This is a genomic window from Caulobacter sp. LjRoot300, from assembly GCF_964253875.1.
In the GTDB taxonomy this organism is placed as follows: Bacteria; Pseudomonadota; Alphaproteobacteria; order Caulobacterales; family Caulobacteraceae; genus Caulobacter.
In genome coordinates, this window is the sequence record NZ_CAXUSA020000002.1 from 97,527 (window position 1) to 120,553 (window position 23,027).

The window sequence follows — 23,027 nt, forward strand, 5'->3', positions numbered from 1 at the left end:
TCGGCATGACCACCGCCCAGTCCCTGATCACCTTCGCCGTCGCCGCCGGCCTGCTGACCCTCACGCCGGGCCTGGACACCGCCCTGGTGCTGCGCACGGCCGCCGCCGAGGGCTGGCGGCGCGCGGCCGCCGTGGCTGTCGGGATCGGCCTGGGCTGCCTGGCCTGGGGCGCGGCGGCGGCGTTCGGGGCCGGCGCCCTGCTGGTGGCCTCGCACGCCGCCTACACGATCCTGAAGTGGGCGGGCGCGGCCTATCTGGTCTGGCTGGGCGTCAACCTGCTGCGCAAGCCGCGCGTCGCCTTCGACACCGGCGCCGGCGAGACCCCGCCGTCGGGCGGCCTGGCCGCGGCCCTGGCCAAGGGCTTCTGGAACAACCTGCTGAACCCCAAGGTCGGGGTGTTCTACGTGTCGTTCCTGCCGCAGTTCATCCCGACCGGCGCCAGCCCCGCCGCCTTCGGCCTGCTGCTGGCCGCGATGCATGTAGTCATGGGCCTGGCCTGGGCCGGCGGCCTGATCCTGGCCACCGCCCCGATCGCCAAGGCCCTGCGCAGGCCGGGCGTGGTCCAGTGGCTGGACCGGGCGACCGGCGGGGTTTTCGTGGCGTTCGGGGTGCGGATCGCGCTGGAGCGGCGGTAGGGGCGCCGGGGCTTGCTCCGTTGAGTGGCGGAATATCCGAAAGAAATCAGAGACCCGAAACCCCGTTGTCATCCCGGAAGCCTCGCAGAGGCTGTCCGGGATCCAGGGGCCGGCGCACTGCGGTGGTCCTGGGTCCCGGCCTTCCGCTTCGCTACAGCCGGGATGACAACGGCGGGGATGGATTTGGATCTTGCCCCTGGGACCCGCCAAGCTCCCGCAGATAGGCCTGGAACATGTCGGCCATGGCGTCGCTGTAGGCCGCGATCTCGGCCTGCGTTCGCGGCGTCTCCGAGAAGGCCTTGCCCACTTGGCTGAGCGTGGCCTTGATCAGGTCGCCGGCCAGGACCCGGCGGGTCTCCGAGGTTCCGGGCAGCACCTCGCGCAGGAAGCCCTGGACGATGTCGGCGCCCGCCGCCTTGGCGTCCTGGGCCTCGGGCGCGTCGCGATAGAGCGGAGCGGCGTCGTTGAGCGCCACGCGCATTTCGGCTTCCTCGCATTCGGAGCGGATGAAGGCGTGGACCAGGGTGCGCAACCGCTCGAACGGCGGGCGGTCGACGTCCTCAAGGATGGCGCGCAGCAGATGGGTGGTCTGGCGCCATTCGTCGCTCTGCAGCCGGAACAGGATCGCGGCCTTGTTGGGAAAGTACTGATAGACCGAGCCGACGCTGACCCCGGCCTTCTCGGCCACCCGCGCCGTGGTGAAGCGCCCCGCGCCCTCCTTGGCCAAAACCTGAACAGCGGCCTCCAGAATGGCGGAAACGAGTTCTGTCGAGCGGGCCTGGCGAGGCTGCTTTCGTGAGGAAATCCGGGGGCTTGAGCGCTCGGTCATCGGGGCCTTGGGCGATGCGAATAGTCAATCTGACGAATTAGTCGCATTTTTCGAGGCGGCGCAAGGACGCGCCTTTGAGACCGGAATTTCCCATGAACACCCTGACCACCGCCCCGGTGGCGCCCCTGCTGGATCGCCTGTTCGCGGAGGCCGACGCCGCCTCGCCGATGAACAGTCCCCTGGCGGCGGCCCTGTCGGTCGAACAGCATCGGCGCCTGATGCAGAGCAAGACCGACTATCTCGATTTCTACAGCCAGATGAAGGACTTCCCGCTGCCCGTCTCGCGCGAGACCGGCCTGCTGCTCTACATGCTGGCCCGCGGCGGCGGCGCGCGCACGATCGTCGAGTTCGGGACCTCGTTCGGCGTCTCGACCCTCTACCTGGCCGCGGCCCTGCGCGACAACGGCGGCGGCGTGCTGATCACCAGCGAGTTCGAGCCGTCCAAGGTCGAGCGGGCCCGGGGCAACCTGGCGGCCGGCGGCCTGGCCGACCTGGTCGAGATCCGCCAGGGCGACGCCTTGCAGACGCTGAGCGTCGACTTGCCCGAGACCATCGACCTGCTGCTGCTGGACGGCGCCAAGGCGCTGTATCCCGACATCCTGGACCTGGTGGAAAGCCGCCTGCGGCCGGGGGCCCTGATCGTCGCCGACAACGCCGACTACAGTCCCGACTACCTGGCGCGCGTGCGCTCGCCGGCGTCGGGCTACCTGTCCACGCCGTTCGCCGATGACGTCGAGCTGTCCATGCGGATCGGCTGAAGGGGCGCGAGCGGAGCCCATCCAGATGTTGTCATCCCGGCTGGAGCGAAGCGGAAGGCCGGGACTCAGGCGAACCGCAACGCATCAGCCCAGTCCCCTGGGTCCCGGACAGCCTCTGCGAGGCTTCCGGGATGACAACTGTGGGTGGGCTTGAATCGAGTACGAACCTCACCCCTCGGCCAGCGCCTTGACCCCGCCGCCGTCGCCCGGCGTCACCACGAAGCGCTTCAGCACCCGCGTCTGGTATTGGGGATCGAGGATCGTCGACACGGCGACCAGCTCGCCGGTCGCCTTGCCGTGCTCAAGGGTCAGCAGCAGGAAGCCCTTGGAGGCCTGGTCGGTGAACTTCACCTCCTTGTTGCGCGCCGCATAGGCCTGGTCCAGCGGCGCGCCGGGCAGGTAGTCGCCATAGCCGGGCGAGGTCACCGAGGTGACCCCGAACTCGGCCGCCACCCGCGCGGCGCCGGCGTCGTCCCACAGCTCGTTGACCCAGAAGGCGTGGCTGTCGCCGGACAGCACGATGGGCCGGGCCTTGTAGGCCTTGAAGATGTCGTGGACCCGGGCCCGGTCGGCCGGATAGCCGTCCCAGGCGTCCAGATTGCCGGGCAGGCCGGCCTGGGACAGGCCCCGGCTCTCCTCGACCGGCTTGGCGACATAGTCGGGCAGCTTGGACAGCAGGGCGCCATAGGCCGCCTCGCCCATGGTCGCCTTCAGGTCGGGCGGGACCACCCGGGCCATCACCACCTGGTTGCCCAGCACCTGCCAGGCCGTGCCGGCCTTCATCGAGGCGTCGATCTCGCGAGCCAGCCATTGCTCCTGGCCCTGGCCCATCATCCGCCGGTCGGGGTCGGCCAGCTTGGCGGCGAAGGCGGCCATGTCGGGCTTGCCGTCCGCCCCCGCCAGGTCGCGGCCGTAGTCCAGCTGATGGGTGCGGGCCGTCAGCCGGGTCTCGGTCATCATCAGGGTGACGATGTCGCCGAACTGGAAGCGGCGCCAGGACGCCTCGGGCAGGGTCCCGGCCACCGGCTCGCGGATCGGCATCCACTCGTAATAGGCCTTGATCCCGGCCGCCTTGCGCTTGGCCCAGTCGCCCTCGGTGGCGGGCTGGTGGTTCTCGGCCCCGCCGATCCAGCTGTTGTCGGCGGTCTCGTGGTCGTCCCAGACCACGATCCACGGCGCGCGGGCGTGGGCGGCCTGCAGGGCCGGGTCGGTCTTGTAGAGGGCGTGGCGGCGGCGGTAGTCCTCCAGGCTGAGCAGCTCGCGCGGCGGATCGGGCACGCGGGTCTTGGCGGTCGGCGAGGCCATGCCGTAGTCGCCGGGCGCGGCGCCGTACTCGTAGATGTAGTCGCCCAGGTGCAGCACGGCGTCGACGCGCGGCAGCTTGGCGACGGCGTCATAGGCGTTGAAATAGCCGTTGGGGTAGAGGGCGCACGACACCACGGCCAGGACGACGTCCGGGGTCGGGCCCTTGGGGAGGGTGCGCGTGCGGCCGCCGACGCCCTTGCCGAACGGCTTGCCGTTCTTCACGTAGCGGAAGCGAAAGAAATAGTCCGTCGCCGGCTTGAGGCCCGTCACGTCGACCTTGACCGTGTAGTCGCGGCCCGAGACCGCGGTGGCCTGGCCCTGGCGGACGATGGCCTTGAACGCCGCGTCGGTCGCCACGTCCCAGCGCACGGCGATCGGGGCGGTGGTCGCCTCGGCCGTGATCCGGGTCCACAGCACCACCCGGTCCTCCAGTGGATCGCCCGACGCGACGCCGTGCAGGAAGGCGGTCCGGCCGGCGAAATAGGCCCGGGGCTTGGCCGCCGCCATCGCCTCGCCGGCCGCGCCCGCGCCGCCCAGGCCGAAGAGGGCCAGGGCCCTGCGTCTGTCGATGGTCATGCTCAACTCCCCGGGGGCTCACGGCGCCGCTTGGTCTTCTCGTGCGTTAGCCTGCGGAGACAACAGTAGGATGACGGCGCCTGTCCAGCGAAGGCCCCTGAAGTCCGCGCGAAAACTTCGGGCGTGACCGCCCTTTCCTATGAGGGATCCGCTTGGCGGCGTAGGTGGCGCCGGTCATGACGACGGTGGTGCGGGACGCGCGCATCGACTATCCCCATCGGACGCGGGCGACATCCGCGACGCGACAGCCCGCGACGGAGCCGTGAAGACGCCTTGATCCCCTCGCCCGACCCGATCTTGACGCTCGACGACGAGGTCGACGACCTCGACGCTCCGGACCTCGACCTGGGGGGAAGAGCGGCCGGCGAGATCGTGCGCATCGACCTGGGCCCGGACCTGGCCGGCCAGCGGCTGGACAAGGCCCTGGCGACCGCCGCCCCCGATCTGTCGCGAGCCCGGCTGCAGGCCCTGATCGCCGCCGGCCAGGTGTCGCTGGTCGTCGAGGGCGGAGAGCTCCGCCCGATGGCCGACGGCAAGGCCAAGGCTCCGGCGGGCGTCTACCAGGTGCGGGTCCCGCCGCCGGTCGCCGCCGAGCCCGAGCCGGAAAACATCCCGCTGCGCGTGCTCTACGAGGACGCCCACCTGATCGTCATCGACAAGCCGCCCGGCATGGCCGCCCACCCCGCCCCCGGCTGCGAGACCGGCACCCTGGTCAACGCCCTGCTGTTCCATTGCGGGGCCAGCCTGTCGGGGATCGGCGGGGTAGCCCGGCCGGGCATCGTCCATCGGCTGGACAAGGAGACCTCCGGCGTGATGGTGGCGGCCAAGACCGACGCCGCCCACCAGGGGCTGTCGGCCCTGTTCGCCCGGCACGACATCGACCGCATGTACCTGGCCCTGGTCCGCGGGGCCCCGCATCCGCCGGCCGCCACCATCACCACCCAGCTGGGCCGCTCGCCCGGCGACCGCAAGAAGATGGCGGTGCTGAAGTCGGGCGGCCGCGAGGCGATCACGCACTATCGGGTGGAGCGGACCTTCGGCGGCGACAAGCCGCTGGCCGCCCGCGTCGCCTGCCGGCTGGAGACCGGCCGCACCCACCAGATCCGCGTGCACCTGGCCAGCAAGGGCAGCCCCTGCCTGGGCGACCCGGTCTACGGCGCCGGCGCCCCGGCCGCGCCGGTCAAGGCGGCCCTGACCGAGATCGGCTTTTCCCGCCAGGCCCTGCACGCCGCCGTGCTGGGCTTCGTCCACCCGATCACCGGCGAAACCCTGCGGTTCGAGACCCCCCTGCCGCCGGACATGACGGCGCTGGAAGCGGCCCTTGAGGCTTTGTGATTCCGAGGCCGCTTCGACCCATGGCGGACGTTCAACTCCCGTCTCTTACAGGGCTTCGGGAAACGTGGTTAGCTCAACCATGACCTTCAGATGGATCGGCCTAGTCGCGCTTGGCCTAGCGCTTTCGTCGTGCTCGGACGGAGGCTTCGGCGGCCAAACCCGGCAGTTTTCTGGTGTCTGGCTCTACGAGTTCGAAGGTTCGACCTTTATCGAAGGCGCAACCGCGATACCGAGGGAGCACCCAGCCCCTGAAGCGACAGACTGGCTGGAGTGGGTCGATCAGCCGCGTCTGGGAGCGCTCATGGAGAAGAGCCTGAGCAATGGGGACTGCTATACGGTGCAGCCGATCCTGGTCACTTTTGTCGGTCGCAGGACGTACCATCCATTTGGCGGCGCGGGCCACATGGGACTGCATCGTTCAATGGTGACGGTGCACAGAACGATCTCGGCCGAGCGGCTCGGCCCGTCATTCTGCTACGACAGCTAACCACCCCATAGCTGACATTGAACGCGTCCACCGCCAGACCGCAGCGACGTCAAAGCGCGGTCGCTACGAGCCGCCCCTGCTCGCGCCCCCAGCTAGACCTTGCCTGGCCGATACATTCAGGCCCTAATTCGGTTACAGATCGAGCCCACTGTGGCGGGGTCGGAGGTTTCGTCCATGTTCGCGTCCCGCATCGCCCTCGCCGCCCTGATCGCCCTGCCTCTGATGGGGCCGCTGGCCCTGCCCGCCGCCGCGTTCGCCCGCTCGGCCGACGACGAGGTGGTGACCACCGCCGCCGCCCGCGCCACCCGGCCGCCGACCGAGGCCGAGCTGGAGAAGGCCAAGGCCGACGCCCAGGCCCGCGACGCGGCCGAACGCGCCAAGCCGGCCGCCGTCGATCCGCTGTCGGCCTGGATGGCCGACGCGCCGCCGGTCCAGGGCGATCCGATCCACTATGCGCCGCGCGCCGAGCTCGACGTCAACGGCTACCCCCTGGACAAGGACGGCAAGCGCCAGGTGCACGGCGAGATGGGCGTCAGCGTCGGCACGGGCGGCTATCGCAGCGGCTATGTCTCCAGCCTAATCCCCATCGGCGAGACCGGCACCCTGGGCGTCGCCGTCAGCCAGACCGACTTCGGCAAGCACGGCGGCTACGGTTACGGCGGCTATGGCGGCTACGGCGGCGGCTACGGCGGCTATGGCGACGGATACGGCTACGGCTGGGGACGGCGCGGCGGAACGTCCCAGTCCCTGGCCCTGTCGCTGGACATGCGCGGCGGCGGCGGACGCTCCAAGTCCGACACGCCGGACGGCTGCGCCCCCGGCTTCCGCGACGGAGACCGCTATGTCGAGCCGGTCTGGGTGACCCAGATGCGCGGCGACAAGAGCTGCGCGGCCGCGACCGACCGCCCCTAGGCGAAGACCGAGACCGATCGTCGCGACGACATAGTCTTGTTCGCCGATACTTAAGAGCTTGCGGTCAAGGTGCGCGCCTCAAGGCGTCATCGGACCGATCTATGCAGCCGGAAATCACCGCTTTCCACCATCCCGCCACCGGGCGGGTGACCTATCTGATCGCCGACCCGGCCACCTTGCTCTGCGCGTTCGTCGACCCGGTCCTGGACTACGACCCGCTGACCCAGGCCGTCGACACCCGCTTCGTCGACGCCATCATCGCCGACGTCCGCGCCAGGGACCTGGGCCCGACCTGGATCCTGGAAACCGGCCTGCACACCGACCACCTGTCGGCGGCCGGCCACCTGAAATACGAGACCGGCGCCTCGATCTGTATCGGCGCCCCGGTGCTGGACAGCCTCCGGCGCCTGGTCCCCGTGCTGGGCGACGACGGCGTCGACCTGGACGGCTGGGACTTTGACAAGCTGGCCCAGGACGGCGAGGCCCTGCCGATGGGCGGCGTCGAGATCACCGCCATCGCCCTGCCCGGCCGCCTGCCCGGAGCCACCGCCTACCAGATCGGCGACGTGGTGTTCGCCGGCTCGGCCCTGCTGCCGCCGGACCAGGGCCTGGACGACAGCGCCGCCCCGGGCGCCGACGCGGCCGGCCAGCACGCCGCCGCCCGCCGCCTGCTGGGCCTGCCGCCCCAGACCCGGCTGCTGGTCGGCCAGACCGGCGCCGACGCCGACGCCTGGAACACCACCGTCGCCGACCAGAAGGCCCGCAACATCGACGCCGGCGACGCCGTCCCGGCCGAGGCCTTCGTCGCCCGCCGCGCCGCCGTCGTGGCCTCGCCCGGCCCGCTGGCCGCCCCGGCCCTGCAGGTCGGCGTCCGCGCCTTCCGCCTGCCGCCGCGGGGCGAGGATGGCAAGCGCTTCCCGCCCGTCGATATCAGTTCCATTTAAAAACTCACTTGCCTCGCGCCGGTCCTGGCGTCTAGATGCTTCGCACGCGAACAACTTGACGCACCAAAACCGGGGAGCCGCCGCCGTGGCCGAAGACAAGAGCGCCGAACTGACCGCGGCCCAGGCCGACAACCTGCCGGGCCTCCTGGGCCTGGAATGGCGGGAGGCGGTCCCCGGACGCGTGACCGGCCGCATGACGGTGGCCAAGCATCACATGGCTCCCAACGGCTTCCTGCACGCCGCCAGCGTCATCGCCCTGGCCGACAGCGCCTGCGGCTACGGCTGCATGGTGTCGCTGCCCGACGGCGCCAACGGCTTCACCACCATCGAGCTGAAGTCCAACTTCCTGGGCACGGTGCGCGAGGGCGGCGGCGTGGCCTGCGCGGCGACCCTGGTGCATGGCGGCCGCAACACCCAGGTCTGGGACGCGACCGTCACCGCCGAGGCGACCGGCAAGACCATCGCGCTTTTCCGCTGCACCCAGATGGTTCTCTACCCCAAGGCCTAGGTCCGGCCGGGCCCGAAGCGGGAAACCGCGCCCCGCGACACAAAAGCTTGTCACAGGCTCTTGCGCTCTTCGGGCGACGCCGCTAGGTATCCCGCCCTCACTCAAGGCGCGCCCCCGGGCGGCCTCGAAGACCCCCTGGAGAGGTGGCAGAGTGGTCGAATGTACCGCACTCGAAATGCGGCGTGCCTGGAAGGGCACCGTGGGTTCGAATCCCACCCTCTCCGCCACTAACCCCGTTGCGAAAATCGGTTAGCGTCATCTCGGCCAAGGCGCCTGGGAGAGACCGATCGTGCACGATGACCAACCGACGCCGTCCACCGAAGCCGCCATCGACCGCCCCTGGTGGAAGGACGCGGTCGTCTACCAGGTCTATCCGCGCTCGTTCCTCGACACCGACGGCGACGGGGTGGGCGACCTGGCGGGGATCACGGCGCGGCTGGACTATCTGAAGGCCCTGGGGGTCGACGTGGTGTGGCTGAGCCCGCACTTCGACAGCCCCAACGCCGACAACGGCTACGACATCCGCGACTACCGCAAGGTGATGGCCCAGTTCGGGACCATGGCCGATTTCGACGCCATGCTGGACGGGATGAAGGCGCGGGGCATCCGGCTGATCATCGACCTGGTGGTCAACCACACCAGCGACGAGCACGCCTGGTTCGTCGAGAGCCGCCAGGGCCGCGACACCCCCTATCGCGACTACTACATCTGGCGCGACGGCAAGGCTGGCGGCGGCCCACCGAACAACTACCCCGCCTTCTTCGGCGGCCCGGCCTGGACCTTCGATCCGGGCTCGGGCCAGTACTACCTGCACTATTTCGCCGCCAAGCAGCCCGACCTGAACTGGGAGAATCCCAGAGTCCGGCAAGAGGTCAACGACCTGATGCGGTTCTGGCTGGACAAGGGGGTGTCGGGCTTCCGAATGGACGTGATCCCGTTCATCTCCAAGCCGCCCGGCCTGCCCGACCTGACCCCGGAAGAGCTGCACGCCCCGCAGTTCGTCTACGCCGCCGGGCCAAGGCTGCACGACTACCTGCGCGAAATGCGCCGCGAGGTGCTGGACCACTACGACACGATGACCGTCGGCGAGGCGTTCGGCGTGCGGCCCGACCAGGCGCGCGACCTGATCGACAGCCGCCGCCGCGAGCTGGACCTGGTGATCAATTTCGACATCGTGCGGATGGACATCGACGGCTGGCGCAAGACGACCTGGGCCCTGCCCCGGCTGAAGGCGCTCTACACCCAGCTGGACCAGGCGGCCGGGCCGTTCGGCTGGAACACGGTGTTCCTGTCCAACCACGACAATCCGCGTTCGGTCTCGCACTTCGGCGACGACGACCCGGCCTGGGTCGAGCGCTCGGCCAGGGTCCTCAACACCCTGATCCTCACCCAGCGCGGCACGCCGTTCCTCTACCAGGGCGAGGAGTTGGGCATGACCAACTATCCGTTCCAGACCCTGGACGACTTCGACGACCTGGAGGTGGCCGGCCGCTGGCGCGACGTGCGCCACCGGGTGTCGGAGGAAGAGTACCTGGCCAACGCCCGGGCCATGGGCCGCGACAACAGCCGCACGCCGATGCAGTGGACGGACGGCCCGAACGGCGGCTTCACGACGGGCCAGCCCTGGCTGGCGGTCAACCCGAACGCCGCGGCGATCAACGCGGCGGACCAGGCCGCGCGGCCGGACTCGGTGCTGGCCCACACCCGCGCCCTGATCGCCTTCCGGCGAGGCTCGGCCGACCTGCGCGAGGGGGACTATCGCGACCTCGACCCCGATCACCCGCGGGTCTTCGCCTATCGCCGGGGCGAGCGGATCCTGGTGCTGCTGAACTTCGGCCGCGAGACGGTGCGCTACGCCGTGCCGGACGGCCTGGGGGTGGAGGGCGCGGCGTTCGGGACGGCGCAGGTCGCCGACGGGGTCGTGACGCTGGCGGGCTGGGCCTTCGCGATCCTGGCGGTCAGCGCGCCTTAGGCCGCCGGAGCCAGCGGCCGAGCCAGAAGATCCCGAAACCGACAGCGATCGGCACGCCGCCGATGACCAAGACCAGCAGCAGCATGCCGCCCGCCTCGCTTCCACTGCCGCCCGTGAAAACGAGGGCGGCCAGCGAGCACAGGCCGCACAGGGTCATCATCAGCACGCCCACCCCCATCAGCAGCGCCCCGAACAGCCTGACGACGGGATCGCGCCCGTTCTGGTCCGAACTCATGTCGTCCTCCCCTGGCCGCGCGCGAGCGCCCCGGCGCCGGCGGCGCCAGGGCGGTAGAAGGTGTTGTAGGTGTCGAACGGAATGATCCGCCCGTCCGGCTCGACGAAGTGCACGCACGAGCGCTTCACCGTCCCCAGGTCGAAATTGTAGCGGTCGAGGAACTGCGAGATCACCACCCGGAAGGTGTGCTCGTAGGCCAGGCTCTGCGGCACGGCGGCCTCGGGCAGGCAGCACAGCAGGGCGGCCAGCTTGTCGGAGGTGTCGGCCTGGGCGGTGGACAGCGACAGCAGGTCGAAGACCTTCCGCTGCAGCTCGGGATAGGCCTCGAACGTCACCGTGCTGGGAGCGGCGGCGACGAACAGCTCGCGCGGCAGCAGCGAGGTCACCGGCGCCACGTCCTGACCGTCGCGCAGGCCATAGCCGATGCAGATCTGGTCGGGATTGCACGGCAGGGGGATCAGGTCCTCCAGGGCGAACACCCCCGCCTCTGCGATCCGGCGGCGAACCTCGGTCAGGACGATGCGGTGGTCGCGGGCGTCGAAGCCGTCGTTGCGGCCGGCGTCCTGGATCGGCTGGAAGGTTACGCCGCGCACGCAGCGCCAGGTCAGGGCGTGGCGGACGATGTCGGCGATCTCGTCGTCGTTGACGCCCTTCTTCAGGGTCACCACCAGGGTGGTCGGGATGTTGTTGCGCTCCAGCGCCTCCAGGGCCTGGGCGCGGACCTTGACCAGGTCGGCGCCGCGCAGTTGCATCAGGGCGTCGCGCTTTAGGCTGTCGAACTGCAGATAGACCTCGAACCTCGGCATATAGGTCGCCAGGCGCTCGGCGAAGCCGGGCTCGCGGGCGATGCGCAGGCCGTTGGTGTTGATCATCAGGTGCCGGATCGGCCGGGCCCGGGCGGCCGTCAGGATCTCGAAGAATTGCGGATGCAGGGTGGGCTCGCCGCCGGACAGCTGCACCAGGTCGGGCTCGCCCTCGGAGGCGACGACGACGTCCAGCATCGCCTCCACCTCGGCCAGGGGGCGATGGGCGTCCAGGCCGGTGGACGAGCCGGCGAAACAGACCGGGCAGGTCAGGTTGCAGGCCTCGTTGATCTCCAGGATCGCCAGGCAGGAATGCTGCTCGTGGTCGGGGCACAGGCCACAGTCGTAGGGGCAGCCGTGGTCGGTGCGGGTCTGAACGGCCAGCGGCCGGTCGCCCGGCTTGAGCCAGTCCTTCTGGGCCTTCCAGTAGCCCAGGTCGTCGGCGATCAGGGTCTTCTGGACGCCATGCTCGCGACAGCGCTTCTGGTAATAGACCCGCTCGCCCTCGGCGATGATCTTGGCCGGGACCAGGGCCAGGCAGGTCTCACACAGGCTGGTGGTCTGGCCCAGGAACAGGTAGGGGGCGGTCTTGCGCGCGACGCTCTCGTCGCCGATCGGCGCGGTAATAGACCCATCCATAGATCACCAGCCCCAGGCAAAGCAGATGGAAGAGGTTAAACGGCCCCATCAACCTGGGATAGGGCTTTAGGAACTCCCAGCAGAACCGCTGCAGGCCGTACCAGCCGCACATCAGGTAGAAGCCGCGCCGCATCGCCCAGTCCTGCCGGCGCGCCAGGCCCATGAGGTAGACGGCCAGGAACAGGGCCATGCTGGCCGACTCATAGAGCTGCACCGGATGACGGCCCACCCCGTCGCCCAGGTCCACCGCCCAGGGCAGCCGGGTCGGCGCGCCATAGGTGTCGTCCGGCAGGCCCGCAAAGAAGCAACCCAGCCGCCCGACCGCCACGCCGAGGCTGAACGAAGCGACGAAGACGCCGCCGGTCGAACCCTTGACGCCGCGCAGGGCCTTGTAGACCTCGACACCGACGATGGCGCCGACCAGGGCGCCGGCCACGCTGTGCGACAGGGCGGGCGCGTGCTCGCGCAGGGAGTTGAACGAGCCGGCCAGCCAGGCGCCGGGGATGGCGCCCAGGGCCAGGAACAGGAAATAGCCGCCGTCGACCCGGGCCGCGACCGGCCGGACCTGATCCTTCAGCCGCCAGCGGTAGACGGCGGCCGTCGAGGCGGTCCCCGCGCTCCAGGCCAGCAGGTCAAAGGGCAGATGCGCCCAGGGGGCGGTCGCGACGTGGATCATGGCCTGCATGCAGCCCCCATCGCGCGCCGCTTCGCAAGCCGCCGGACGCGAAAAGGGGCGCCCCTAAGCCGGTGTCATCCCGGAAGCCTCGCAGAGGCTGTCCGGGACCCAGGGGACTGGGCGAAGGCGGTGCGGTTCACCTGGGTCCCGGACAAGCGCTGCGCGCTTTCCGGGATGACAACGGCGGAGGCGTGCTTCAGTTCAGCCGACCCTACGCCTTGATGAAGGCCAGCAGGTCGGGATTGATGATCTCCGGGTGGGTGGTGCACATGCCGTGCGGCAGGCCCGGATAGGTCTTCAGCGTGCCGTACTTGACCAGCTTGATCCCCAGCAGGGCGCTGTCGGCGATCGGCACGATCTGGTCGTCCTCGCCGTGCATCAGCAGCACCGGCAGGTCGACCGCCTTGAGATCCTCGGTGAAGTCGGTTTCCGAGAAGGCCTTGATGCAGTCGTAATGGGCCTTGGCGCCGCCCATCATGCCCTGGCGCCACCAGTTCTCGACCGTGGCCGGCGAGACCTTCGCGCCCGGCCGGTTGAAGCCGTAGAACGGACCGGCCGCGACGTCGTGGAAGAACTGGGCGCGGTTGGCGTTCTGGGCGGCGCGGAAGCCGTCGAACACCTCGATCGGCAGGCCGCCGGGGTTCTTGTCGGACTTGACCATGATCGGCGGCACCGCGCCGATCAGCACCACCTTGGCCACCCGGCCGGGCTTGGCGCGGGCCGCGTAGTGGATGGCCTCGCCGCCGCCGGTGGAGTGGCCGACGTGGACGGCGTTCTTCAGATCCAGGTGGTCGGCCAGGGCGATGACGTCGGCGGCGTAGGTGTCCATCTCGTTGCCGGTGTCGGTCTGGCTGGAGCGGCCATGGCCGCGGCGGTCGTGGGCGATGACCCGGAAGCCCTCGCCCAGGAAGAACATCATCTGGTTGTCCCAGTCGTCGGCGCTGAGCGGCCAGCCGTGGTGGAACACGATCGGCTGGGCGGTCTTGGGACCCCAGTCCTTGTAGAAGATCTGCGTGCCGTCCTCGACGGTGAGAAAGCCGCTGCTCATTTTCGTGTCTCCTGGAGTTTTGGGCGAGGCCTTGGGCGTCGCCGCGGACGGGGGAGTCGGCGCGAGGGGCGGAAGGACCGCCAGGCTCAGGCCGCAGGCTAGGCCGTTCGCCGCCCTAAAGCTTGGACATGCCTGTCGCGACTTGAAGGTTCTTCGCGCCTGACGACCTTGGCGTCCGGGCGCGGTCAGGGCTCGGCGCGAAAGAAGGTGTTGGCGGTCAGCCGGCCGAGGCGGGGGTCGGCGCTGGCGGGCCGGTCGGCCAGCACGCCGGCGTGCAGCAGGTTGCTGGCGTAGACCACGATCCGATTGAAGACCGGCGCCACGACGACGGTCTGTTCGTAGAGCGGATTGGAGGCGGTGATGTAGCCGTCCTGGCCGCCGTCGCTCTCGGCCATCTCGCGACGCGCCGCCGCCAGATAGGCCGGCGCACGCGCGGAATCGATCGCCTCGAAGCCGGTGGCGCGATGGCGGTAGAAGGCGGTGCCGCCGTGCGGGGGTCCACACAGGTAATGCAGGATCGCCAGCTGGAGCGGGTTGGTGGTGTCGATGTGCGGCAGCCGCTGGGCGAGGCTCGCCTGGTCGGCCGGCAGGGTCGCCATCGACAGGGCGCAGGTGACGTGGGCCCGGCCGTCGGGCGGCGCGCCGAACGTCGCCGCCAGATGCGGCCGCAGGGCGGTGACCAGCACCTGGACATAGCCGGCCGGCGCGGGCGCGCGGACGCCGGGATAGAAGTTGGCGGCGGCCTTGACCGGAGCCAGCACGGCCGTGTCGGCGGCGAACGCGACCAGATCTTCCGCGCCGGTCAGTAGGCCGTCGACGACCAGCACCGGCCGCGCCTCGCGGCCAACCCGCAGCACCTCGACCCGCGGATCGGGACCCGGCGCGAAGGCGAGCCCGCTCACCGCCGGGGCGCCTCGCCGGCCTCGGCCGTGGCGAGGTCGGGGGCCTTGGTCGAGAAGCCGCGGGCATGGATCTCGGTCAGCAGGGCGCGATGGTCGGGCAGGCTGGCGACGGCGCGCAGGCCCGCCTCCTGCACCCGCGCGAAGTCGGCCCGGGCCAGGTCGCCATGGACGTGGGCGGCCGGGTCGACCTGGGTCTCGAAGCCCATGCCGTACAGGATGTACTGGTAATTGAAGTACTTGAAGCTCTCGTGCAGGTTCGGGAAATCGAACACGTTGGGCGGGCGGTGCTTCCACATCGCCAGGTGGTCCCGCAGCGTCTCCGGGATCGAGGCCGGATCGGCGTTGTCGGTCCAGAAGCGGTTGTCGGTGCGCTGGCTGAGGCAGTAGTGCAGCTTGATGAAGTCGATGGCCCGCAGGTAGCGGTCGGTCATGGCGGCGTTGAACTGGCGGGCGGCGGCCTCCATCCCGCCCCGGCGCGGCAGGTTGCGGGCCAGCATGTAGGCGGCGGCCTCGATCAGCACGATGCCTGTCGATTCCAGCGGTTCCAGGAAGCCGCCGGACAGGCCGACGGCGACGCAGTTCCTGATCCAGTGCGCCTGGCGATGGCCGACCTTCAGCTTCAGCAGGCGCGGCGTCAGCCCCTCGCCCGCCTGGCCGACATAGCCGCGCAGGATCTGCTCGGCGCGGTCGTCGGTGGTGTGGCGGCTGGAATAGACATAGCCCGTGCCCCGCCGGTCGGGCAGGCCGATGTCCCAGGTCCAGCCGGCCTCGTGGGCGGTGGAGATCGTGGTGGCGGCCACCGGGGCGTCGGGGCGGTCGTAGGGAACCTGCAGGGCCAGGGCCCGGTCGACGAACAGGGTGTCGCCCTTGTCGATCCAGGCCGAGCCCATGGCCTCGCCGATCAGGGCGCCGGCAAAGCCCGTGCAGTCGATATAGAGGTCGGCGACCAGGTCGCCGTGCTCGCGGGTCGTCACCGAGGCGATCGCGCCGTCGTCGGCCTTGTTGACCGCCAGCACGTTGCCCAGAAGATGCCGGACCCCCGTGGCCTTGCCGACGTCGCGCAGCAGGGTCGCCAGCTTTCCGGCATCGAAGTGATAGGCGTAAGCCATGGGCCCGCCGTACTGCGGATCGTCCCGCCGCTTGGGCCCGCGCATCGCCTCGCAGACCTTGTCCTGCAGGGTGACGGCGTCGGAGAACGGGATGTCCCCCGCCTCGCCCATCAGCCAGTAGGGCGCCAGGTCCAGGCCGCCGTTCAGCAGCCGGGGCTGGGCGAACGGATGGTAGTAATGGCTGTGGACCCCGTCCCTGGGCGCGGTCTTCCAGTCGACGAACTTGATGCCCTGCTTGAAGGCGGCCCCGGCCTCGCGCAGGAACCGCGCCTCGTCGACGCCGAGCGTCCGCATGGTGTTCTGGATGGTCGGGAACGTTCCCTCGCCCACCCCGATGATGCCGATCTCGCTGGACTCGATCAGGGTGATGCGCACCCCGTCCGGCCGGGTCGAGCCCAGCCGCCGGGCGAGGTAGGCGGCGGTCATCCAGCCGGCCGTGCCGCCGCCGACGATCAGGATGTCTTTGATCGGCCTGTCCGTCACCCTGGCTCCCTCACCCCTTCACCGTTCTTGGCGCGGCCTGCTCAGACCGGCAACAGGCAGCGCACGGCCTCGCAGATCCGCTCGGCGTCTGGACCCAGCACCACGTGCACGGACCGCTCGCCGACCCGAACCACGCCGCGCGAGTCCAGGGCCGCCAGGGCCGCCTCGTCGACGGCGGCGTTGTCGCGGACCACCAGCCGCAGCCGGCTGGAACAGGCCCCGACCGCCTCGACATTGGCCAAGCCGCCCAAGGCGCCGACCAGGGCCTCGGCCTTGGCGTCGTCGGCGGCGGTCGGCAGGGCGACGGGCGCCGCGACCTTGGCGACGACGGCCTTGGCCGGGACCGGCGCGGCGCCGGCGCCCCCGGCCATGGCCGCGCGGATCTCGCCGGCCACGCCGTCGGCGATCGGGCCCAACACCACCTGCAGCGCCTTGTCCGAGGGCTTGACGATCCCGCGCGCGCCCAGGGCCTTGAGGGCCGGTTCGTTGACCGCGCCCTGGTCGGCGACGATCAGGCGCAGGCGGGTGGTGCAGGCGTCGACCGACACCAGGTTGGCCGCGCCGCCCAGGGCCAGGACGAAGTCCGCCCCGCGTCCGCCGCCCGTGGTCGCCGCCTCGGCGGTCACCACGTCGTCGGCCTCGCGCCCCGGGGTCTTCAGGTCGAACTTGACGATGAAGAAGCGGAACAGGCCGTAATAGATCCCGGCGTACAGCGCCCCCAGCGGCAGCAGCCACAGCGGGTGGGTCGCCTTGCCGAAGTTCAGCACATAGTCGAACAGGCCGGCCGAGAAGGTGAAGCCCAGCTTGATGTCCAGGGCGTTCATCGCCGCCATGGCCACGCCAGTCAGCACCGCGTGGACCGCATAGAGCAGCGGGGCCAGGAACATGAACGAGAACTCGATCGGCTCGGTCACGCCGGTCAGGAACGAGGTCAGGGCCAGCGAGGTCAGCATGCCGCCGACCGCCTTTTTCTTCTCCGGCCGGGCCGTGTGGTACATGGCCAGGCACGCGGCGGGCAAGCCGAACATCATCACCGGGAAGAACCCGCTCATGAAGCCGCCGGCGCTGGGGTCGTCGGCGAAGAACCGCCGCAGGTCGCCGGTCGCGCCGTGATAGTCGCCGATCACGAACCAGGCGATGTTGTTGAGGATGTGGTGCAGACCGGTGACGATCAGGATCCGGTTCAGGAAGCCGTAGACCAGCAGGCCCGTCTCACCCGAGCCGACGATGGCCCGGCTGGCCCCGTCGACCGCGCCGTTGATGCCGTCATAGCCCAGGCCGATCAGCACCGCGATCAGCAGGCCGGCCAGGCCGCTGATGATCGGCACGAACCGCCGCCCGCTGAAGAAGGCCAGGTATTCGGGCAGCTTGAAGGTCGAGAAGTGGTTGTAGAAGATCCCGCCGACCAGGCCCGAGGCGATGCCGATCGGCACGCTGAGCTTGGCCAGGGCCTTGGCCTTGTAGGCGGCCGAGGCGAGGTCGGCGTGGGCCTTGATCAGACCGGCCGTGACGTCCGGCGGCACGTGCAGCAGGGCCTTGGCGCCCTCGGTGGCGATCAGGAAGCAGACCACGCCGGCCAGGCCGGCCGCGCCGTTGTTCTCCTTGGCGAAGCCCACCGCCACGCCGATGGCGAACAGCAGGCCGAGGTTGGAGAAGATCGCGTCGCCGGCCGCGGCCACGAAGGCGATGTTCAGCAGGTCGGGCTGGCCCAGCCGCAGCAGCAGTCCCGCCACCGGCAGGACGGCGATGGGCAGCATCAGGGCGCGGCCCAGGGGCTGAAGGAATTCGAGCGGGGACTTCATCGCTTTTAGGCTCCAACCTTCGCGTGGAAGGTCTTGCAAAGATCTCGGACCGCCTCGGGCGAGGTCTGGTCCAGCGCCTGGCGGGCCAAGGCCTGGCAGGCGTCGAGGTTCAGGGCGCGGACCAGGGCCTTGACCTCCGGCACGGTGGCGGCCGTGGCCGACAGCTCGGTGACGCCCAGGCCCAGCAGCACCGGCACGGCGACTAGGTCCGAGGCCAGGCCGCCGCAGACGCCGACCCAGCGGTGATGGCGGGCGGCGCCGGCGCAGGTCTGGGCGATCATCCGCAGCACCGCCGGGTGCAGGGCGTCGATGCGGGCGGCCAGCTCCGGATTGCCCCGGTCCATGGCCAGCACGTACTGGGTCAGGTCGTTGGTGCCGATCGACAGGAAGTCGGCCTCGGCGGCCAGCAGGTCGGCGGTGACGGCGGCGGCGGGGGTCTCGATCATCACCCCCAACTCGACCCGCTCGGTGATCTGCAGCTCGCGCTTGGCCTCCTCCAGCACGGCGCGGACGGCGCGCAGCTCGTCCAGGCTGGCGATCATCGGGACCATGATCCTGCACTGGCCCAGCGGCTTCACGCGCAGGATGGCGCGCAGCTGGGTCTTCAGCAGGTGAGGCCGCCACAGCGACACGCGCACGCCGCGCAGGCCCAGGGCCGGGTTCTCCTCGGCCGGGATCGGCAGATAGGGCGCGGCCTTGTCGCCGCCGACGTCCAGGGTGCGGATGATCAGCGGCCGGCCGTCCAGGGCCGAGGCGATGGCCTGGTACTGACGAGCCTGCTCGTCCTCGTCGGGCGGGGTCTCGCGCTCCAGGAACAGGAACTCGGTGCGCAGCAGGCCCGAACCCTCGGCGCCGTTGGCGGCGGCGGCCAGGGCGTCGTTCAGCGAGCCGACATTGCCGAACACCTCGATCCGCGTCCCGTCGGCCGTGCGGCTCTCCTGGTGGGCGGCGGCCTTGGCGGCGGCCTTGCGCTCGTGGCGGGCGGCGATGGCGGTCTGGGCGTCGGCCAGCTGGCTGGCGTCCGGCCCAACGCGAAGCGTGCCGTTCTCGGCGTCGAGGATCAGGCTGGCGCCTTCGGTGACGTCCAGCACGCCGGGGCCGGCGGCGACGATGGCCGGGATGCCCATGGCGGCGGCCAGGATGGCCACGTGCGAGGTCGGCCCGCCCTTGGCGGTGCAGAAGCCCGCCACCTGGCCGGCCTCGACGCCCATCAGCTGCGAGGGCAGCAGTTCGTCGGCCAGCAGGATGGCGCCGGCCGGCAGCGAGCGAGCCTCGTCCTCTTCGCCGCTGAGGGCGCGCAGCACCTGGCGCTCCAGGTCGATCAGGTCGTCGACGCGCTCGGCCAGCCGGCGGTCGCCCAGGCCGCGCAGGGCCTCGACATAGCCGCCGACGGCGCGCCGCCAGCCGAAGCCCGCGCTCTTGCCCTCGGCGATCAGCCGGTGGGCCGAGGCGGTCAGTTCCGGGTCCTCCAGGAAGGCCAGGTGGGCGCCGAGGATGGCCTTGCGGGCGGTGTCGCCTTTGGCGGCCGCCTGCTCGATCCGGGCGCGAACCTGGGCCAGAGCGGCTTCGAGAGCGGCGCGCTCGACATCGACTCCGGCGCCCGCCTCGACCACGGCGATGTCGCTGGAAACGAACCGCACGGCCTGGCCGATAGCCAGGCCCGGGGCGGCCATCACGCCGCGCAGCAGGCCCGGCTCGCTAGGCGGCGCGGTGCGGACGACCTCGACCACGGCTGGCGGGGCGGTGGTCGGCGGCAGGGCGGCGCTCTCGCCCATGCCGCTCTCGATCAGTTCGACGATGGCGGCGACGGCGAAGTCGGCGTCCGGCCCGCTGGCCGCCACGCTGATGCGGTCGCCATGGCGGATGGCCAGGGCCATCACCCCGACCGGGCTTTTGGCGCTGGCCCGGCGGTTGACGGCGACCAGGGCGACCTCCGAGGCGAACTTGCGGGCGCTCTCGGCGATGCGGGCGGCCGGACGGGCGTGGATGCCGTGCTGCAGCGGCACCACCACCTCGCGCGACACCTCGCCGTCGGCGACCGCCAGGGTCGCGCCGGCCCCGCCGATCGCGGCCAGCTCCATCAGGAAGTCGCCGACCGCGGCGGCGTGGTCCTGCTCGCGGCGGACGATCCGGAAGGCGTCGGGATTGGTGATCACCACCGGTGTGATCAGGCTCTTGGCGCGCTGCGACAGCAGGTCCAGGTCGAAGCTGATCAGCTTGTCGCCGGCCTTGACCGCGTCGCCGTCCTTGACGTGGACCTCGAAGCCCTCGCCGCCCAGGCCTACCGTTTCCAGCCCCACGTGCATCAGGATCTCGGCGCCGTTGTCGGCCCGCAGGGTGACGGCGTGGCGCGTGGCGTGCACGGCGATCACCCGCCCGTCGCAGGGCGCGTGCAGGGTCGAGCCCAAAGGATCGATGGCCAGGCCGTCGCCCAGCATGCGCTCGGCGAACACCGCGTCGGGCGTCTCGTCCAGCGGGGCGATCCAGCCCTTCAGCGGCGAGGACAGTACGAGATTGGGCACCGGTACGCTTCCTGGTTCTTTGAGGATCTAGAGAGAGGTCTTGGTCGGGGTCAGCGTGACCTGGTCGAGCACCAGCGTCGGCTCGACCGTGCGCGCTGTAAAGGTCAGGCAGAGATCGTGCACGCCTTCGCGCCGGGGCAGCACGCCCGACACCGTTCCCAGGCCGGGTCCGCGCGCGGCGGCGCCCAGCGGGATGGCGGCGATCGGCTGGCCCGCGCAGCCGTCGATCCGCACCTCCAGCTCGCCGGCCGGGGTGGCCGGCGGGCGCAGCGGGATCTTCTGGCGGTCGGCGCCGATCTGGAAGTTGAACGGGACCTGGCCGATGCGGGCGCTGAGCGTCAGGCCGGTCGACAGGTCAGCGCCCTTCCACACCCAGCAGGGGTTCATCAGGTCGACCGCGAACACCGCGCGCGGGCCGTCGCCGGAGCCGGTCTTCGGCGCGTCGTCCTCAAGCGACAGGTTGATGCCATTGCCGCAGAGCTCCAGCTGGTGGCTGTCGCGGGTGCGGGCGGCCAGCAGGCTGACGGGATAGTCGCGGACCCGGCCCAGGGCGTCGTCGCCCAGGAACGTCCGGGCCCGGACGGTCTTGCCCGGCGTCACGGCCAGGGGCGCTTCGTAGATGTCCGAAGCCTTGGTCGGGGCCCCGCCGTCGGTGGTGTAGCGGATCTCGCCCAGGCCCAGGCCCGAGGTCAGAGCGACCGACACCTGGCCGCCGTCGGCCGGGCTCAGGGTCGCCTGCGGCTCGTAGGGGACGGTGTCGTGGGCCACCCCCAGCACGTCCAGCCGCGCGCTCTCGGCCGGCAGGCGGGCCGCGAAGCTGGCCCAGTCGCGCCGGTCGTCCGGGGTCCAGCCGTTCTCGGCCACGGCGATCAGGCGGGGAAAGGTCATCCGCTCCAGCCGCTCGTCGGTGCGCATGTGCTCGGTGAAGGCGGTGGCCTGCAGGCCCAGGATATGGGCGCGCTGGGCCGGGGTCAGGGCCGCCGGGGCGGCGTCGAAGTCGTAGACGTCCTTGAGGCTGATGATCTTGATCCGGCCGGGCGGCTCGTCGGCCGAGGCGCTCTGGCGGCGGTCCATGTAGAGGGTGCTGTCGGGGGCCAGCACGGCGTCATGGCCTTGCGAGGCGGCGGCGACCGCGCCCTCGATCCCGCGCCAGGACATCACCGTGGCGTTGGGGGCCAGGCCCCCTTCAAGGATCTCGTCCCAGCCGATCATCCGCCGGCCGCGGGCGTTGATGTGCTTTTCGGCCCGCTGGATGAACCAGCTCTGCAGGCCGTGCTCGTCCTTGACGCCCAGGGCCTGGATCTGGGCCTGGACCTCGGGGCTGGCCTTCCACTGGTCCTTGACCGCCTCGTCGCCGCCGACGTGGATGTATTCGGACGGGAACAGGTCCATCACCTCGTCGAGCACGTCGTTCAGGAAGCCGAAGGTCTCTTCGCTGGGTCGATAGAGGTAGGGGAACACCCCCCAGTCGCCCATGGCCGCGCGCGGCGGGGCCTTGGTCATGCCGAACCGGGGATAGGCGACCAGCGGCGCCAGGGCGTGGCCGGGCATCTCGATCTCGGGCACGATGGTGATCCCGCGCGCCGCCGCGTAGGCGACCAGGTCGCGCACCTGGTCCTGGGTGTAGAAGCCCTGGTAGCGGACCGGTTTGCCGGTCCTGGGGTCCTTGCCCGCCGCCCCGGCTGGGACGCGCCAGGCGCCTTCCGAGGTCAGCTTCGGATACTTCCTGATTTCCAGCCGCCAGCCCTGGTCGTCGACCAGATGCCAGTGCAGGACGTTCAGCTTGTGGGCGGCCATGGTGTCGAGGATGGCCTTGATCGTCTCGACGCTCTGGAAATGGCGGGCGCTGTCCAGCATGAAGCCGCGCCAGGCGAAGCGCGGGCTGTCGTCGATGCTGACGGCCGGCAGCAGGGCGGGCCCCTTGGCGGCGTCCTGCACGGCCAGCTGCCAAACGCTGACCGCGCCGTAGAACAGACCGGCGCGCTTGGGGGCGGTGATCGTCACGCTGGTCGGGGCGACCTGGAGGGCATAGGCCTCGGCCTTGTCGCTGCCGGCCTGACCGCGGGCCAGCACGATGGCCGCCTCGCCGGCGGCCGGCGCGCCCTCGACCACGGCGAGCTTCAGGCCCCGGGCCTTCGACAGCATGTCGGCAAGCTGGCCGGCCACGACGCGGGCCTCGACGTCGCCCTTAGCGACGAAGATCCGGGTCCTGGCGGTCAGGGCGAACGCCCCCTGCCCCATCGTCGCCTGAGCGGGCGCCGGCGTCAGGGTCAGGGTCGGTTCAGCGGCGCAGGCGGCCGAGGCGAAGGCCAGGGCGGCGGCCGAAACCGACAGGGCGCCGGCCAGTCTCTGGGCGGCGCGGGCGAAGGGCGGGGCGAAGATCATCAAGAGACGCTCACCGGCCGACCGAAAGCAAAAAGCGGGCGGAGCGTTTGACCGCTCCGCCCCAGCTCCATGCTTGCAGTCAGGAGGACTTGGGTCGCGATCGGTGGCGGGCTGGTCATGAGACGATCCTGGACCATGCCGCATCCGACGCGACGATCTCGA

General features: G+C 70.7%; 19 protein-coding genes and 1 tRNA gene. 9 read left to right on the forward strand and 11 right to left on the reverse strand.

Annotated elements, in window-relative coordinates; all coding sequences use genetic code 11:
- Positions 1–5 precede the first annotated feature (5 nt).
- The gene (locus ACSQ2G_RS05890) at positions 6–635 is read left to right on the forward strand and encodes a LysE family translocator (protein ID WP_436029113.1); all 630 of its coding nucleotides are present in this window, start codon (positions 6–8) and stop codon (positions 633–635) included.
- A 151-nt stretch (positions 636–786) separates the two neighbouring features.
- On the opposite strand, the gene ACSQ2G_RS05895 is transcribed toward ACSQ2G_RS05890, so the two are convergent.
- Entirely contained in the window at positions 787–1,464 is a 678-nt protein-coding gene (locus tag ACSQ2G_RS05895) for a TetR family transcriptional regulator (protein ID WP_436029115.1), read from the reverse strand.
- A 92-nt stretch (positions 1,465–1,556) separates the two neighbouring features.
- Here ACSQ2G_RS05895 and ACSQ2G_RS05900 point away from each other — a divergent pair, with 92 nt between their 5' ends.
- Positions 1,557–2,222, forward strand: coding sequence for an O-methyltransferase (locus ACSQ2G_RS05900; protein ID WP_436029117.1), 666 nt, complete (start codon positions 1,557–1,559; stop codon positions 2,220–2,222).
- Between the two features lie 168 nt (positions 2,223–2,390).
- Here ACSQ2G_RS05900 and ACSQ2G_RS05905 read toward each other — a convergent pair whose 3' ends face one another.
- Positions 2,391–4,103 carry an alkaline phosphatase D family protein gene (locus tag ACSQ2G_RS05905; RefSeq protein WP_436029119.1) on the reverse strand — a complete coding sequence of 571 codons (1,713 nt, stop codon included), beginning with the start codon at positions 4,101–4,103 and terminating at the stop codon, positions 2,391–2,393.
- Positions 4,104–4,376: 273 nt separating this feature from the next.
- Between ACSQ2G_RS05905 and ACSQ2G_RS05910 the strand changes: the two genes are divergently transcribed.
- From ACSQ2G_RS05910 to ACSQ2G_RS05940, 7 genes are all read left to right on the forward strand, one after another.
- A complete protein-coding gene (locus tag ACSQ2G_RS05910) occupies positions 4,377–5,438 on the forward strand; it encodes an RluA family pseudouridine synthase (RefSeq protein ID WP_436029121.1) in 1,062 nt (353 codons plus the stop codon).
- Positions 5,439–5,517: 79 nt separating this feature from the next.
- On the forward strand, positions 5,518–5,925 hold the full coding sequence (locus ACSQ2G_RS05915) for a hypothetical protein (protein WP_436029122.1): 408 nt from the start codon (positions 5,518–5,520) through the stop codon (positions 5,923–5,925).
- 174 nt (positions 5,926–6,099) lie between these two features.
- Positions 6,100–6,837: a hypothetical protein gene (locus tag ACSQ2G_RS05920; protein ID WP_436029124.1), complete on the forward strand. Its 738-nt coding sequence runs from the start codon at positions 6,100–6,102 to the stop codon at positions 6,835–6,837.
- Positions 6,838–6,938: 101 nt separating this feature from the next.
- Complete coding sequence (locus tag ACSQ2G_RS05925; protein ID WP_436029126.1) at positions 6,939–7,781, forward strand: MBL fold metallo-hydrolase; 843 nt, start codon at positions 6,939–6,941, stop codon at positions 7,779–7,781.
- Between the two features lie 85 nt (positions 7,782–7,866).
- Positions 7,867–8,289: a PaaI family thioesterase gene (locus ACSQ2G_RS05930; RefSeq protein ID WP_436029128.1), complete on the forward strand. Its 423-nt coding sequence runs from the start codon at positions 7,867–7,869 to the stop codon at positions 8,287–8,289.
- 137 nt (positions 8,290–8,426) lie between these two features.
- Positions 8,427–8,516: transfer RNA gene (locus tag ACSQ2G_RS05935), tRNA-Ser, on the forward strand.
- Positions 8,517–8,578: 62 nt separating this feature from the next.
- Positions 8,579–10,261 (forward strand): alpha-glucosidase, encoded by a 1,683-nt coding sequence (locus ACSQ2G_RS05940; RefSeq protein ID WP_436029130.1) that lies wholly within the window; start codon positions 8,579–8,581, stop codon positions 10,259–10,261.
- On the opposite strand, the gene ACSQ2G_RS05945 is transcribed toward ACSQ2G_RS05940, so the two are convergent.
- The 9 genes from ACSQ2G_RS05945 to ACSQ2G_RS05985 all read right to left on the reverse strand — a co-directional run bounded on the left by ACSQ2G_RS05945 (position 10,248) and on the right by ACSQ2G_RS05985 (position 22,865).
- Positions 10,248–10,496: a hypothetical protein gene (locus ACSQ2G_RS05945; RefSeq protein WP_436029132.1), complete on the reverse strand. Its 249-nt coding sequence runs from the start codon at positions 10,494–10,496 to the stop codon at positions 10,248–10,250. The two genes, ACSQ2G_RS05940 and ACSQ2G_RS05945, sit on opposite strands and share 14 nt — an antisense overlap.
- Positions 10,493–11,938 carry a radical SAM protein gene (locus tag ACSQ2G_RS05950; RefSeq protein WP_436029134.1) on the reverse strand — a complete coding sequence of 482 codons (1,446 nt, stop codon included), beginning with the start codon at positions 11,936–11,938 and terminating at the stop codon, positions 10,493–10,495. The genes ACSQ2G_RS05945 and ACSQ2G_RS05950 overlap by 4 nt, the downstream gene beginning before the upstream one ends.
- Positions 11,844–12,623 carry a prolipoprotein diacylglyceryl transferase gene (locus ACSQ2G_RS05955; protein WP_436029136.1) on the reverse strand — a complete coding sequence of 260 codons (780 nt, stop codon included), beginning with the start codon at positions 12,621–12,623 and terminating at the stop codon, positions 11,844–11,846. Before ACSQ2G_RS05955 ends, ACSQ2G_RS05950 begins: the two co-directional genes overlap by 95 nt.
- 202 nt (positions 12,624–12,825) lie before the next feature.
- Positions 12,826–13,662, reverse strand: a complete 837-nt coding sequence (locus ACSQ2G_RS05960) for an alpha/beta fold hydrolase (RefSeq protein WP_436029138.1) — start codon at positions 13,660–13,662, stop codon at positions 12,826–12,828.
- Between the two features lie 185 nt (positions 13,663–13,847).
- A complete protein-coding gene (locus tag ACSQ2G_RS05965; RefSeq protein WP_436029140.1) occupies positions 13,848–14,564 on the reverse strand; it encodes a DUF6445 family protein in 717 nt (238 codons plus the stop codon).
- Complete coding sequence (locus ACSQ2G_RS05970; protein ID WP_436029142.1) at positions 14,561–16,156, reverse strand: tryptophan halogenase family protein; 1,596 nt, start codon at positions 16,154–16,156, stop codon at positions 14,561–14,563. The genes ACSQ2G_RS05965 and ACSQ2G_RS05970 overlap by 4 nt, the downstream gene beginning before the upstream one ends.
- A 41-nt stretch (positions 16,157–16,197) precedes the next feature.
- The gene (nagE, locus tag ACSQ2G_RS05975; RefSeq protein ID WP_436029144.1) at positions 16,198–17,958 is read right to left on the reverse strand and encodes an N-acetylglucosamine-specific PTS transporter subunit IIBC; all 1,761 of its coding nucleotides are present in this window, start codon (positions 17,956–17,958) and stop codon (positions 16,198–16,200) included.
- 5 nt (positions 17,959–17,963) lie between these two features.
- Complete coding sequence (ptsP, locus tag ACSQ2G_RS05980) at positions 17,964–20,480, reverse strand: phosphoenolpyruvate--protein phosphotransferase (protein ID WP_436029146.1); 2,517 nt, start codon at positions 20,478–20,480, stop codon at positions 17,964–17,966.
- A 27-nt stretch (positions 20,481–20,507) separates the two neighbouring features.
- The gene (locus ACSQ2G_RS05985; protein WP_436029148.1) at positions 20,508–22,865 is read right to left on the reverse strand and encodes a family 20 glycosylhydrolase; all 2,358 of its coding nucleotides are present in this window, start codon (positions 22,863–22,865) and stop codon (positions 20,508–20,510) included.
- Between the last annotated feature and the right edge of the window lie 162 nt (positions 22,866–23,027).